We start from the raw sequence: 12,044 nt of genomic DNA, 5'->3' as shown, positions 1-12,044 counted from the left end.
TGCCTCTCGCCGAGGAGGCGACCGCCACATCGGCACTAAACGTTTCCGGCCCCGCGTGCGCCCGTGCCCGCGGGGCCTTTTCGTTGCCCGCGCGGCTGCCCCGGGCCCACGAGACCGGGCCGTCACGGGACCGTCAGATGGGACCGGGGCCGTCACGGGACCGTCAGATGAGACCGCGTTCCATCGCGGCCACCACGGCCGCTGCCCGGTTGTCCACGCCCAGCTTGGCGAACACGTGCTTGAGATGCGTCTTCACCGTGGTCTCACTGATCAGCAGGGCCCGTGCGACCTCCCTGTTGGCCGCGCCTCTGGCGATGAGCTTGAGCACCTCCAGTTCCCTCGGGCTCGGCGCCCCGGCGGGCACGGGAGTCATCCGGCCCATCAGCAGCGACACGACCGAGGGGGCGAGAACCCGGCCGCCCGCCGCAGCGGTGCGGACGGCCTGGTGCAGCTCGTCACGCGGCGCGTCCTTGAGGAGATAGCCCGCGGCTCCGGCGGTGAGCGCGCGTGACACGTCCGCGTCGGTGTCGTAGGTGGTCAGCACCACCACCCGGACGGCCGGGTGGTCGGCCCGCAGCCGCTCGATCGCGCCGACCCCGTCCAGGCCCGGCATCCGCAGGTCCATCAGCACCACGTCCGGCCGCTCGGCACGGGTCAGGGCGAGCGCCTCGTGCCCGTCGGCGGCCTCGGCGACGACCACGATGTCCGGCACGCCCTCGAACATGCCGCGCAGGCCGTCACGGACCACCGGATGGTCATCGACGATCATCAGGCGCAGGGGATGCTCAGGCACAGCGCGGTCCCCTCCCCCGGCGCCGACTCCACCGTCACCGTGCCCCCGGCCCGTGACGCGCGTTCCCGCATCGCGACCAGGCCGTACCCGTCCCGGGGGGCCGACGGGTCGAACCCCGCACCGTCGTCCAGCACGTCCAGCGTGACTTGATCGTCCATGTACGACAGGGTAAGCGCCGCCTGCCCGGCGCCCGCGTGCCTGGCGATGTTGGCCAGCCCTTCCTGTGCGGCCCTGAGCACGGCCGTCTCCGCCTCGGTGCCGAGCGGCCGGGGCCTGCCGTCCACCGAGAAGGTCACCGGAATCCCGGTCGTGCTCTGCCACCGTCCGGCCACCGCGGCGAGCGCGCCGCCGAGATCCGTCTCCCGTAGCGGCTCGGGCCGCAGCGCGTCCACCGACCGCCGCGCCTCCGTCAGATTGTCGCGGGCGAGCCGCTTGGCCAGAGCGATGCGCCTGCGTACGGCCGGCGGGTCGTCGATGGCCTGCTCGGCGGCCTCCAGCTGGGTGATGATCCCGCTGAGTCCCTGGGCCAGCGTGTCGTGGATCTCCCGTGCCAGCCTGGCCCGCTCCTCCAGGACGCCGAGCACCTTGTTCTGCTCGCTCTGTTCGGTCAGGAACTCGGTGAACCGTCCCATGAGCAGCACCAGGACGATGCCGCCGAGCACCGGGCCCAGCGCGGCCGGGTCCTGCACGACCCGGGTGGACAGGTCTCCGGCGGCCTCGGCCGCCGTGGCCACGACCACGAGCAGCACCGCGCCCAGATAGTTCCACCCTCTGGGAAGCAGCAGGTACGGCAGGGCGAACATGCCGAACATCACCATCTCGTAGGACGGCTCGCGGCGGATGAGGACGAACAGCAGGGCGACGAGCACCAGGAAGTGCGCGGCCATGGGGTTGACCCGTTCGAACAGCTCGGGACGGCGGGCGACGAAGAACGTGTACCAGATCCCCATCAGCGCGGTCAGGGCGAGCGTCCCCGCCTTCTCATCCGGACCGGCATCCCCGCCGGCCAGCATGACGACGGCGGAGACGCCGAGGCAGGCGGAGAAGAGCAGGTGGAAGGCGCGGACCCACCGCGCCTCCACATCCGCCACGACCCCGCCTCCGTTCACTCCCACCGGAACAGTACGGCCGCGGCCGCGGTTCCGGCCACCGTGATCCCCGCCATCACCAGCAGGGGCAGCCCTGCGGGGGAGCCGGACCAGCCGCCGTCCAGCGCTGTCACCGCCTGGGTCAGCGGCAGGTACCCGCCGATCGCGCGCAGTCCCTCCGGCAGCCCTTCACGGGGAACGGCCGCGCCGCTCAGGAAGATCATCGGAAACATGATCAGCAGGCCGAACAGCTCGGCGACCCTGGCACGCGGGGCGAGGGCCGCGATCACGAAGCCGAGGGCGCACACCATCGACGCGCACAGCAGGAAGGCCGCCGCCAGGACGGCCGGCTGCGCGGGAAGCTCGACCCCGTAGCCGAGGACACCTGCGCCGACCACGATGACCGCCCCCACCGCTCCCATCACGATCTGTGCGCCGACCTGGGCGGCGAGCAGGGTGACGGGCGCCACCGGCGTGGTCGCCAGACGGCGCAACACCTTGCGTTCGCGGTAGGTCGCCACGATGCCCGGCAGCGCGGAGAGCCCGCCGATGGCCAGGATCATCGCGACGTAGCCGGGCAGGAGCCTGCCGATCCCGTCACTCCCGGTGTGCAGTATCAGCAGCATCAGCGGGAACGCGATCATGAAGAACAGCGTTCCGGGGTCACGGGCCAGCAGCCTGATCTCGGCCATGGACAGCTGGGTCAACGCCTTCATCGTGCCACCTCCGCCAGGGCGAAGTACGCCTCCTCCAGGGAACCGGTCCCGGTCCGTTCGACGAGCTCACGCGGACTGCCGAGGGCGGCGATCCGGCCGGCGCCGAAGACCGCCATCCGGTCGCACAACGCCTCCGCCTCGTCCATGTAGTGACTGACCAGCACCACTGTGGTGCCCGACGCCTTGAGGTCTCCGATCAGTCTCCAGGTCTCCCGGCGGGCGATCGGGTCCAGCCCGGTCGTCAGCTCGTCCAGGACCACCACCTCGGGCGCGCCGACAAGGGCGAGCGCGAGCTGGAGGCGCTGCTTCTGGCCACCGGACAGGTCGCCGAACGACTTGTTGCGGATCGGGGCCAGTCCCCACCGTTCCAGCACCGCGCGCCAGTCGTCCGGCGACTCGTAGAAACTCGCGTACAGCTTGAGCGCCTCGGCGACCTTCAGCCGTCCCGGCAGCTCGCTCTCCTGCAGCTGCACCCCGATCCGCTGGGCGAGGACCCTGCGCCGGCGCGCCGGATCCTCCCCCAGCACCCGCACCGTTCCCGAGTCGGGCCTGCGCAGCCCGACCAGGCACTCCACGGTCGTGGTCTTGCCCGCGCCGTTGTGCCCGATCACCCCGAACGTCTCTCCGGCCGCCACCGTGAACGACACCCCGTCCACCGCGCGCGTCCCGCCGTACCGCTTGCAGAGGTCCCTGACCTCGATCGCTGTCATACTCCGAGGTTCGCGTCCGAGCCGGGCCCGCGGCATCGCCCGATCCGGCGGCCCGCATCCCCCTTTCGGAGGATGGTCCCGCCTCCGCCCTTTTCGGAGGATGGCCCCGCCCCGCGGAGCACGGGACCGCCCGGTTTTGGAGGAGCCCTACAAACGCCCGGATCTCGCTTGTCGATTCCCCACACCCGCGGGCTACATGATCACCACTTAATGTGGTGACCCCACCCCGTGAGGAGAGCCCGTGCTCTATCGCCTGACCAAGATCGTCAGCGCTCCCTTCCTGCACCTGATGTGGCCGACGAAGGTCACCGGTGCCGAGCACGTGCCCGCCTCCGGCCCGGCCATCCTCGCCTCCAACCACCTGTCGGTCCTCGACTCGACCTTCCTGCCGCTGGTGCTCACCCGCCAGGTGCGCTTCGTCGCCAAGGCGGAATACTTCACCGGCAACCCCGTCACCGCGGCGTGGATGCGGGCCACCGGCCAGATCCCCATCGACCGGCAGAGTCCCACCGCCGCGCAGGACATGCTCGACGCCGCCGCCCGGGTGCTCGCGGAGGGCGGCCTGTTCGGCATCTACCCCGAGGGCACCCGCTCCCCCGACGGCCGCCTGTACCGCGGCAAGGTCGGCGTCGCCTGGCTGGCCCTGGCGACCGGGGCGCCGGTGATCCCGGTCGCCATGTCCGGCACCGACAAGGTGCTGCCCATCGGCGCCTCGACGCCGAAGCTGGGCCGGGTCGGGGTGCGGATCGGCGAGCCGATGACCTTCACGGGCTCGGAGACCAGCGCCCGCGACCGGCGCCGGGTGGCCGACGAGATCATGACGGCGATCCAGAAGCTCTCCGGCCAGGAATACGTGCCCAGCTACGCCCCCAGCCGCGCCCAGGGCAACTGACCCCGGACGGGGCGCACGCTCCCGGACGGCGCATCGCCCTACGGACGGCGCGTCCCCGAATGGCACCCCGCCCCGGCGGCGCGCGGCCCCTGACGGTGTGATCCACTGAAGGTGCGCACGACTCCGTCACGGAGCGTGGCGGGACGACCGGCTCACGTGATCATCCGGATCGCCCTGGTGTGTCCGGTGGATCTTCGCCTACGCTGCAGAATCCGGGCGGACGCCCGCGGGGCCGCCGGGAGGCCGCGACCGGGACAGCTACCGGGGTCACGGCCGGGCGGCGGGCCGCGCGACGTGTCCGCCGGACCGGACGACTGGGGGGTGGACGGGTGCCGAGCGGCAGGACGATCGCGATCACGGCCGTGAGCGTCGCGCTGGTGGCGGGGGCCGCGGGCGGCGGGGCGTGGTGGTACCTGCACACCCGGGGCACCCCGCAGGAGACCGCGCAGCGCTTCGCCCAGGCCTGGCAGCGCGGCGACCTGGCCGCCATGCGCGCCGAGCTGGGCGCGCCCGACCCCGCCTTCGACCGGACCTACCAGGCCATGCGCGAGGGCTGGGCCGTGGAGAGGACCGCGGTGAAGCTCGACTCCGTACGGGAGACCGGCGACGGCACCGCCCAGGCCGCCTACACCACCACGCTGACGATGAAGAACGTCGGCGAGTGGAGCTACTCCGGAACCGTCGACCTGGCGGTCGTCGACCGGCGCTGGCGGGTCCGCTGGTCCCCCGGGGCCGCGCACCCCGATCTGACCCCGGGCTCGTCCTTCGCGCTGAAGGCCAAGTGGCCGGAGCGGGCGGCGATCACCGCCGCCGGCGGGGAGCGCATCGACGGCACCGACGTGAGCGGCTCGATCCAGCAGCTCGTCGGGTTCCTGGACAAGGCCACGGCCAAGGACGTCAAGAAGCTGGGCCCCTCCTACAAGACGGGCGACGCGGTCGGGCGCGGCGGCCTGCAGGAGACCTTCCAGGAGCGGCTGGCCGGGACGCCCACCACCGAGATCCAGCTCGTCGGCGCCGACAAGAAGACCGTCGAGGTCGTCGGCAAGATCGAGGGCGAGAAGGGCGAGCCGCTCGAGACCACCCTGGACCTGCGAGTCCACCAGGCCGCGGTCGGCGCCGTCCGCGACCTGAAGAAGACCGCCTCGATGGTCGTGATCAAGCCCTCCACCGGTGAGATCCTCTCGGTGGTCAACAACAGGGGCGGCTTCAACCGCGCCCTGGACGGCAACTACCCGCCCGGCTCCACCTTCAAGGCGATCACCGCCGTCGGACTGCTGGAGGCCGGGATCGACCCCGGTGAGCGGGTCACCTGCCCCAAGGACGTCACCGTCGGCGGCCTGCCCATCCGCAACTCCAACCACGCGGCCTACGGCTCGGTCACCTTCACCGACTCCTTCGCCCACTCCTGCAACACCACCTTCGCCCCGCTGGCCGAGGAGCGTCTGGGCGCCGACGAGCTGCTGCGCGCGGCGGAGCTGTTCGGCTTCAACAAGCCGCTCGACATCGGCGTCCCGGCGGCCAAGGGGAGCTTCCCCCGCGCCGAGAGCGACGCGGAGCTGGCCGCCGAGTCGTTCGGCCAGGGGCGGATCACCGCCAGCCCGCTGCTGATGGCCTCGGTCGCCGCCGCGTTCGCCGACGGCACCTGGCGCCCGCCGACCCTGGTCTCCTCCATCAAGCAGAAAAACGAGCCGCAGGAGCTGCCCGAGGGCGTCACGGACGCGATGCACCGGCTGATGTCCGCGGTGGTCACCCGGGGCACCGCCAAGGACGCGGGCCTGCCGCCCGGAACCCGCGGCAAGACCGGCACCGCCGAGTTCGGCCCGGCGGACGATCTGAAGACCCACGCCTGGTTCATCGGCTACCGGGACGACCTCGCCTTCGCCGTGATCGTCGAGGAGGGCGAGGGCGGCGGCGCGGTCGCCGCCCCGGTGGCGGCGGACTTCCTGCGCGCCCTGGGCTGATCCGCACGCGCCGTCCCCTGGCGTGCCGCCCACCGCGGCGGGATGTGGCGCGATCGTTCACGACACCGCCGGCCGCCGTCCGTAGGCTCGGTGCCGGAGGTGGTCGGGGTGGACGAGGGATATTCGTCGGCGGCGATGTCGGCGCTGGTCGCGGCGTCGTTGCGGCGGCGGGGACTGTCCGTCCCGGCCGGTACCGTCCCCGACGGCCCGCGCGTTCCGCTGGCGGCCAAGCGGCGTCTGCTCGCCGCCGTGGTGGACGCCTACGGCGAGGGTGAGCTGCTCCAGGTGGGGTGGGCCGTCGCCGAGTCGCCGTTCGACGCGCTCGGCCATGTCCTCGTCTCCGCCTCCACCCCGCACGAGTGCCTGGCCCGGTGGAGGCGGCTGGAACGATACGTGCACTCGCGGCACCGGACGGCCGTCACCGGCACCGGGCCTCGGGAGGCCCGCCTCCACCACACCGCGCGGACGGGACCGGGGCCCACCCGGCACGAGAACCTGCTTGTCGCGAGCGTTCTCGCCGGGCTTCTCCTGGCCCAGGGCTGCGGCGCCGTACGGCTGAGCCTGCCCGGCGGCATCACGCTGCTCGGCCTGGACCGTCCCGGCGGTCCCGGCGGCCCGGCCGACGGCGTGCCGCCGGGCCCGGTCGACCGGTTCCACCTGACATGGGTGCCGGGGACCGGGCCTCCCGCCACGGATCCGGAACTCGCCGAACCGGCCGGGAACGGGCGCGGGCCCGTCACCCGGGCCGTGCTCGCCCGGGTGCTGACCGACCCGACCAGGCGGTGGACGGTCGGCGACCTCTCGGCGGCCACCGGCATGTCCGGCCGCACCCTGCAGCGGCGCCTGCGCGGCGAGGGCGGCTCCTTCTCCGCGGCGGTTGCGACCGCCCGCGTCACCAGGGCGGCGGTGCTGCTCGCGAGCACCGATCTTCCGCTGTCCACGATCGGCTTCCTGGCGGGGTACGCCGACGGCCCTCACTTCGCGCGCGAGTTCGCCCGCCGGACCGGCACCAGCCCCGGCCGCTACCGCACGGTGGCCACACGAACGGAGACCGACCATGACCTTCCCCTATGACCGCGCCCTCGTGACGGGCGGGAGCGACGGCATCGGGCTGGCCCTCGCCGCCGAGCTCCTGCGCCGTGGCTGCACCCGGGTGGCGGTGTGCGGTCGGGATCACGACCGTCTCGCCCGCGCCGTGGAGACCTTCAGAGACGGGGTGCTCGCACTGCCGTGCGACGTCACCGACCCGGACGACCGCGCCCGCCTCGTGGACACCGTCGAGCGGGAATGGGGCGGCCTCGACCTGCTGGTCAACAACGCGGCCGTCCAGGTGCTCGGCGACCACCTCGCCGGTCCGACGCCGCAGCTCCTGCGGGCCGTGCCCGACGAGATCACCACGAACCTCACCGCTCCGGTGCTGCTCACGGTGGAGACGCTGCCCCTGCTGCTGCGGGCCGGCCACGCGGCCGTGGTGAACGTCAGCTCGGGTCTCGCCCTGGCGCCCAAGCGCACCGCCCCGGTGTACTGCGCCACCAAGGCGGCCCTGTCCGCCTACACGCGCGCGCTGCGCTACCAGCTTGAGGACGCAGGCACCCGCGTGCGGGCCGTCGACGTCCTGCTGCCCATCGTCGACACCGGCATGACGCGCGGGCGGGGCGGCGGGAAGATCAGCGCCGGGCAGGCCGCGCGGGCGATCGCCGACGGTCTGGCCGGGAACCGTTCCGAGATCTACGTGGGGAAGACGCGCCTGCTGCCGCTCCTGATGCGGCTGGCCCCGTCCGTGCCGCGCCGGATGCTCCGGGCGGGCTGATCCCTGGGCGCCCGGACCCGGCCCGTCACAGCGGGAAGGCCGCGGCGTCGTGCCGAAGGACCAGGACGAGCAGCGTCGCGATCAGAGTCGCGATGACCAGCCAGCTGATCATGATGATGACCGTCGAGCGCCGCATGCGTCTGCGCGGACGGGGCCCCTGCTCCCTGGCCTCCCGTCTGCGGCGGCCGTCCTCGCGGCGCTGGACGCGCTCGTTGAACGAGTCGAGACGCGCGGCCAGCCGCGGGTCCTCGTCGATGAGATGACGCTCGATCTGCAGCAGCATTCGCTCCTCGTCTTGCGACCAGGCCATGCCGCACCTCCCCGGAACGCAAGGCGTGTGCCGACGTTCTGCCCAATCGTGAAGATCATTATCCTTTCCGAGGGCTCCGATTTACCTCTTCTTTGCCCGTCCGCCGCGCCCCCTGGAAGCGCCGCTCGACCTTCTCCGGACGACGGGTGATTGATGCCCGCAAAGGGTATTAACGGCCTCGATGTGTCTGATCAGACGCATCGCCGTACGAAGCTCAACGGGGGAAAACCGTGGCAGAGAAGAAGAAGCCCGCCAAGGCCTCAGGCAAGCAGAAGAAGGCCGCGATCAAGGCCACCCGTCAGGCCAAGCAGGCCAAGCAGGCCAGGCGTTCCGACACCGAGGAGTGACAGCCCCGTGTGACGACGCCGGGTGACTTCGCGGCGCCCCGGGCCGGCACCTGGCCGGGCCCGGGGCGCCGTCACGATCGGCCCGCCGCCGTCACGACCGCTGCCGCGAACGCCATCACGACCACCCGTCCATGGAGTGGACCACCCATCACGGAGTGACACGATGTCCGCCTACGTGCGATTCCCAACGATCTTCGGCGACGTGGTCGTCTTCGTCGCCGAGGACGACCTGTGGATGGTGCCCGCCGCCGGCGGGCGGGCCTTCCGGCTGACCGCCGGGGTCGCCGAGGCGGGCTACCCCCGGCTCTCCCCGCGCGGCGACCAGCTCGCCTTCGCCGGCCGCGAGGAGGGCCCGGAAGAGGTCTACGTCATGCCCGCCGACGGCGGCTCGGCCCGCCGCGTCACCTACCACGGGGGGCGCTCCACGGTCACCGGCTGGGACCCCGACGGGGGGATCGTCTACGCCAGCGACGAGGGCCAGCCCTTCGACGGCCACAAGTGGCTGCACCGGGTCCTGCCGCACGGCGTCGGCGTCCCCGAGCGCCTGCCGTACGGCCCGGCCAACTCGATCTCCTACGGCCCGCAGATCGTGCTCGGCCGCAACACCGCCGACCCGGCCCGCTGGAAGCGCTACCGCGGCGGCACCGTCGGCGACCTGTGGATCGGCTCCGAGCTGGACTTCCGGCGGCTGATCGCGCTGCCCGGCAACCTCGCCTCCCCCTGCTGGGCGGGGGACCGCGTCTACTTCATCTCCGACCACGAGGGCACCGGCAACGTCTACTCCTGCACCGCCGAGGGCGCCGACCTGCGCCGCCACTCCCACCATGACGGCTACTACGCCCGCAACCTGTCCGGCGACGGCCGCAGGCTGGTCTACCACGCCGCCGGGGAGCTCTACCTCATCGAGGACGGCGAGTCCCACCACGTCGGGGTCACCCTGCGCAGTTCCCGCACCCAGCGCAACCGCCGTTTCGCCCACGCCGCCAGCTTCCTCGACAGCGCCACCCTCAGCCCCGACGGCAGCGGCCTGGCGATCACCACGCGGGGCAAGGCGTTCTCCTTCCCCGCCTGGGAGGGTTCCGTCCGCCAGCACGGCGCCGCCTACGGCGTCCGCTACCGGCTGCTGACCTGGCTCAACGACGGGGAGCGGCTGATCAGCGCGGCCAGCGACGACGGCGACCGCGAGGTCCTGACCGTGCTCACCGCCGACGGCGGCGCCGGGCCCGTCCGGCTCGACCACCTCGACACCGGGCGGATCACCTCGCTGGAGGTCTCCCCCAAGGCCGAGCTGATCGCCGCCACCAACCACCGCAACCAGCTGCTCCTCATCGACCTGAGCGCCGAGCCGGCCGCCCTGACGGTGGTCGAGTCCAACCGGTTCGGCGCGGTGGAGGACGTCACCTGGTCGCCCGACGGCCGCTGGCTCGCCTACGCCTGCCACGACACCGCGCAGACCGTGGCGATCAAGCTGTACCGGGTGGAGACCGGCGAGACGTTCCCCGCCACCCGCCCGGTGCTCTCGGACACCTGCCCCGCCTTCGACCCGGCCGGCAAGTACCTCTATTTCGTCGGCCAGCGCGTCTTCAACCCCGTCTACGACGAGCTCCAGTTCGACCTGGGCTTCCCGCTCGGCTCCCGGCCCTACGCCCTCGCGCTCCGCGCCGACGTCGGCTCCCCGTTCGTCCCCGAACCCCGGCCGCTCAAGGACGACGGTGACGACGACGAGGACGAGGAGGTCGAGTTCGTCATCGACACCGACGGCCTCCAGGACCGCCTGGTCGTCTTCCCCGTCCCCGAGTGCCGTTACGAGGCCGTCGCCGCCGTCAAGGGCAAGGCGATCTACCTCACCTTCCCGGTCGAGGGCGCCCTCGGCGACGAGTACGCCGAGTTCTCCGACGGCACCCTGCACGTCTACGACTTCGCCAAGCAGAAGCAGGAGGTCCTGGCCACCGACGTCTCCGGATTCCGGCTCAGCCGCGACGGCGCCACCATGCTCTACCGGGCCGGGAACCGGCTACGGGTGATCAAGGCGGGCGAGGAGGCCGACGACGACAGTGACACGCCGAGCCGGTCCAGCGGCTGGATCGACCTGTCCCGGGTGAAGGTCTCGATCTGCCCGGAGGCCGAGTGGCGGCAGATGTTCCGCGAGGCCTGGCGGCTGCAGCGGGAGAACTTCTGGACCGAGGACATGGCCGGCATCGACTGGGACGGCGTCTACGAGCGCTACCTGCCACTGGTGGACAAGGTCACCACCCGGGGCGAGTTCTCCGACCTGCTGTGGGAGCTGCTCGGGGAGCTCGGCACCTCCCACGCCTACGAGAGCGGCGGCGCCTACCGGGCCCGCCCGCACTACCGCCAGGGCAAGCTGGGCGCCGACCTGTCCTTCGAGGACGGCGTCTACACGATCCGGCACATCGTCGACGGCGACCGCTGGGATCCCGAGTGCACCTCGCCGCTCAACCGGCTCGGGGTGGACGTACGGCCCGGCGACACCCTCCTGGCCGTCAACGGCCAGCCCGTCGGCCCGTCCCTCAGCCCCGGCGAGCTCCTGGTCAACCAGGCCGACCAGGAGGTCCAGCTCACCGTCGGCCGCGACGGGGAGAAGCGGAACATCGTCGTCCAGGCGATCTCCGACGAGCAGCCGGGCCGCTACCGCGACTGGGTGCGCCGCAACCGCGCCCGCTGCCACGAGCGCAGCGACGGCCGGATCGGCTACCTGCACATCCCCGACATGGGGCCGGACGGCTACGCCGAGTTCCACCGCGGCTTCCTGACCGAGTACGACCGCGAGGGCCTGATCGTCGACGTGCGGTTCAACGGCGGCGGCCACGTCTCCTCGCTGCTGCTGGAGAAGCTCTCCCGGCGCCGCCTGGGCTACAACTTCCCCCGCTGGGGCACGCCCGAGCCCTACCCCGACGAATCGCCGCGCGGTCCGATGGTGGCCGTCACCAACGAGTGGGCCGGTTCCGACGGCGACATCTTCAGCCACACCTTCAAGCTGCTGGGCCTGGGCCCGCTGATCGGCAAGCGCACCTGGGGCGGCGTGATCGGGATCTGGCCCCGGCACCAGCTGGCCGACGGGACCGTCACCACCCAGCCGGAGTTCTCCTTCGCCTTCGACGACGTGGGCTGGAAGGTGGAGAACTACGGAACCGACCCCGACATCGAGGTGGACATCACCCCGCAGGACTACGCCATGGGCGTCGACGCGCAGCTGGAGAAGGCGATCGACGTCGCCCTGGAGCGCCTGGCCGCCCATCCGCCGCACACCCCCGACCTCGCCGACCGGCCCCGCGTCTCGGTGCCCGTCCTGCCGCCGAACTGAGCGCCGGACGAGCGACCAAAGTAGGTGCCGCCGTCGACCTCCGCACGAAGCGGCGCGCCCCCCGCGGCCACCAGGCTGCTCCCATGAGAACG

At 72.4% G+C, this 12,044-nt stretch carries 10 protein-coding genes; 5 read left to right on the top strand and 5 right to left on the bottom strand.

What is annotated here, in order from left to right; genetic code table 11:
* Positions 1–163: 163 nt before the first annotated feature.
* From Plo01_RS34525 to Plo01_RS34510, 4 genes are read right to left on the bottom strand one after another with little or no spacing between them, the layout of a single operon-like run.
* Positions 164–793, bottom strand: coding sequence for a response regulator (locus Plo01_RS34525; protein ID WP_275415449.1), 630 nt, complete (start codon positions 791–793; stop codon positions 164–166).
* On the bottom strand, positions 769–1,884 hold the full coding sequence (locus Plo01_RS34520; RefSeq protein ID WP_239317642.1) for a sensor histidine kinase: 1,116 nt from the start codon (positions 1,882–1,884) through the stop codon (positions 769–771). Before Plo01_RS34520 ends, Plo01_RS34525 begins: the two co-directional genes overlap by 25 nt.
* Before the next feature lie 14 nt (positions 1,885–1,898).
* Positions 1,899–2,597: an ABC transporter permease gene (locus Plo01_RS34515; protein WP_203894960.1), complete on the bottom strand. Its 699-nt coding sequence runs from the start codon at positions 2,595–2,597 to the stop codon at positions 1,899–1,901.
* Positions 2,594–3,307 (bottom strand): ABC transporter ATP-binding protein, encoded by a 714-nt coding sequence (locus Plo01_RS34510; protein ID WP_203894959.1) that lies wholly within the window; start codon positions 3,305–3,307, stop codon positions 2,594–2,596. The genes Plo01_RS34515 and Plo01_RS34510 overlap by 4 nt, the downstream gene beginning before the upstream one ends.
* Before the next feature lie 241 nt (positions 3,308–3,548).
* Here Plo01_RS34510 and Plo01_RS34505 point away from each other — a divergent pair, with 241 nt between their 5' ends.
* The 4 genes from Plo01_RS34505 (at position 3,549) to Plo01_RS34490 (ending at position 7,970) form a co-directional block, all read left to right on the top strand.
* Positions 3,549–4,199, top strand: a complete 651-nt coding sequence (locus tag Plo01_RS34505; RefSeq protein ID WP_239317639.1) for a lysophospholipid acyltransferase family protein — start codon at positions 3,549–3,551, stop codon at positions 4,197–4,199.
* Between the two features lie 329 nt (positions 4,200–4,528).
* Positions 4,529–6,160: a penicillin-binding transpeptidase domain-containing protein gene (locus Plo01_RS34500; protein WP_203894958.1), complete on the top strand. Its 1,632-nt coding sequence runs from the start codon at positions 4,529–4,531 to the stop codon at positions 6,158–6,160.
* 108 nt (positions 6,161–6,268) lie between these two features.
* A complete protein-coding gene (locus Plo01_RS34495; protein WP_203894957.1) occupies positions 6,269–7,234 on the top strand; it encodes a helix-turn-helix transcriptional regulator in 966 nt (321 codons plus the stop codon).
* Positions 7,218–7,970 (top strand): SDR family NAD(P)-dependent oxidoreductase, encoded by a 753-nt coding sequence (locus tag Plo01_RS34490; protein ID WP_203894956.1) that lies wholly within the window; start codon positions 7,218–7,220, stop codon positions 7,968–7,970. Before Plo01_RS34495 ends, Plo01_RS34490 begins: the two co-directional genes overlap by 17 nt.
* A 25-nt stretch (positions 7,971–7,995) precedes the next feature.
* Here Plo01_RS34490 and Plo01_RS34485 read toward each other — a convergent pair whose 3' ends face one another.
* Positions 7,996–8,280, bottom strand: coding sequence for a DUF3040 domain-containing protein (locus Plo01_RS34485; protein ID WP_203894955.1), 285 nt, complete (start codon positions 8,278–8,280; stop codon positions 7,996–7,998).
* Between the two features lie 522 nt (positions 8,281–8,802).
* Between Plo01_RS34485 and Plo01_RS34480 the strand changes: the two genes are divergently transcribed.
* Complete coding sequence (locus Plo01_RS34480; protein WP_239317636.1) at positions 8,803–11,952, top strand: S41 family peptidase; 3,150 nt, start codon at positions 8,803–8,805, stop codon at positions 11,950–11,952.
* Positions 11,953–12,044 lie beyond the last annotated feature (92 nt).

Source organism: Planobispora longispora (assembly GCF_016863135.1).
In the GTDB taxonomy this organism is placed as follows: Bacteria; Actinomycetota; Actinomycetes; order Streptosporangiales; family Streptosporangiaceae; genus Planobispora; species Planobispora longispora.
Note: the sequence above shows the minus strand (reverse complement) of the source record. Positions and strands in the feature narration are given on the sequence as shown.

What these genes read in the sequence shown, in the direction of transcription:
- Plo01_RS34515 (WP_203894960.1), bottom strand. Translation starts at nt 2,597, where the DNA reads ATGAAGGCGTTGACCCAGCTGTCCATGGCCGAGATCAGGCTGCTGGCC.
- Plo01_RS34510 (WP_203894959.1), bottom strand. Translation starts at nt 3,307, where the DNA reads ATGACAGCGATCGAGGTCAGGGACCTCTGCAAGCGGTACGGCGGGACG.
- Plo01_RS34490 (WP_203894956.1), top strand. Translation starts at nt 7,218, where the DNA reads ATGACCTTCCCCTATGACCGCGCCCTCGTGACGGGCGGGAGCGACGGC.
- Plo01_RS34485 (WP_203894955.1), bottom strand. Translation starts at nt 8,280, where the DNA reads ATGGCCTGGTCGCAAGACGAGGAGCGAATGCTGCTGCAGATCGAGCGT.